The following is a 1,636-nucleotide window of genomic DNA, read 5'->3' as shown; positions in this document are numbered from 1 at the left end:
CGCAGATAGGGGTTTTGCGAAATGAATCTTGACGATGACCTACTCTCACATGGGGAAGCCCCACACTACCATCGGCGATGCATCGTTTCACTGCTGAGTTCGGGATGGGATCAGGTGGTTCCAATGCTCTATGGTCGTCAAGAAATTCGGTTGCCAGAACGTCCAGATGGACATGCCAGCCAATTCGGATATGTGAATTTGTGATGCAAACTTTCGGTTCGTTCGTCTTCACCACCGCAATTCGCAACAGCAAATTGCTTGGGTGTTATATGGTCAAGCCTCACGGGCAATTAGTATCGGTTAGCTCAACGCCTCACAGCGCTTACACACCCGACCTATCAACGTCGTAGTCTTCGACGGCCCTTCAGGGGATTCAAGATCCCAGTGAGATCTCATCTTGAGGCAAGTTTCCCGCTTAGATGCTTTCAGCGGTTATCTCTTCCGAACATAGCTACCCGGCAATGCCACTGGCGTGACAACCGGAACACCAGAGGTTCGTCCACTCCGGTCCTCTCGTACTAGGAGCAGCCCCTCTCAAATCTCAAACGTCCACGGCAGATAGGGACCGAACTGTCTCACGACGTTCTAAACCCAGCTCGCGTACCACTTTAAATGGCGAACAGCCATACCCTTGGGACCGGCTTCAGCCCCAGGATGTGATGAGCCGACATCGAGGTGCCAAACACCGCCGTCGATATGAACTCTTGGGCGGTATCAGCCTGTTATCCCCGGAGTACCTTTTATCCGTTGAGCGATGGCCCTTCCATACAGAACCACCGGATCACTAAGACCTACTTTCGTACCTGCTCGACGTGTGGGTCTCGCAGTCAAGCGCGCTTTTGCCTTTATACTCTGCGACCGATTTCCGACCGGTCTGAGCGCACCTTCGTACTCCTCCGTTACTCTTTGGGAGGAGACCGCCCCAGTCAAACTACCCACCATACACTGTCCTCGATCCGGATCACGGACCTGAGTTAGAACCTCAAGGTTGCCAGGGTGGTATTTCAAGGATGGCTCCATGAGAACTGGCGTCCCCACTTCAAAGCCTCCCACCTATCCTACACAAGCAAGCTCAAAGTCCAGTGCAAAGCTATAGTAAAGGTTCACGGGGTCTTTCCGTCTAGCCGCGGATACACTGCATCTTCACAGCGATTTCAATTTCACTGAGTCTCGGGTGGAGACAGCGCCGCCATCGTTACGCCATTCGTGCAGGTCGGAACTTACCCGACAAGGAATTTCGCTACCTTAGGACCGTTATAGTTACGGCCGCCGTTTACCGGGGCTTCGATCAAGAGCTTCGCTTGCGCTAACCCCATCAATTAACCTTCCGGCACCGGGCAGGCGTCACACCCTATACGTCCACTTTCGTGTTTGCAGAGTGCTGTGTTTTTAATAAACAGTCGCAGCGGCCTGGTATCTTCGACCGGCATGGGCTTACGGAGCAAGTCCTTCACCCTCGCCGGCGCACCTTCTCCCGAAGTTACGGTGCCATTTTGCCTAGTTCCTTCACCCGAGTTCTCTCAAGCGCCTTGGTATTCTCTACCCGACCACCTGTGTCGGTTTGGGGTACGGTTCCCAGTTATCTGAAGCTTAGGAGCTTTTCTTGGAAGCATGGCATCAACCACTTCGTCGCCTA

General features: G+C 53.4%; 2 rRNA genes. Both read right to left on the bottom strand.

The window, feature by feature from the left end:
• Window positions 1–26: 26 nt before the first annotated feature.
• A 5S ribosomal RNA gene (gene rrf / locus AC1MHZ_RS23355) occupies window positions 27–142 on the bottom strand.
• A gap of 127 nt (window positions 143–269) precedes the next feature.
• A 23S ribosomal RNA gene (locus AC1MHZ_RS23350) occupies window positions 270–1,636 on the bottom strand; the annotation flags it as partial.

Source organism: Pseudomonas sp. FA-1, from assembly GCF_056856075.1.
The sequence above is the reverse complement of the archived record's forward strand: the minus strand, read 5'-3'. Positions and strand labels throughout refer to the sequence as shown.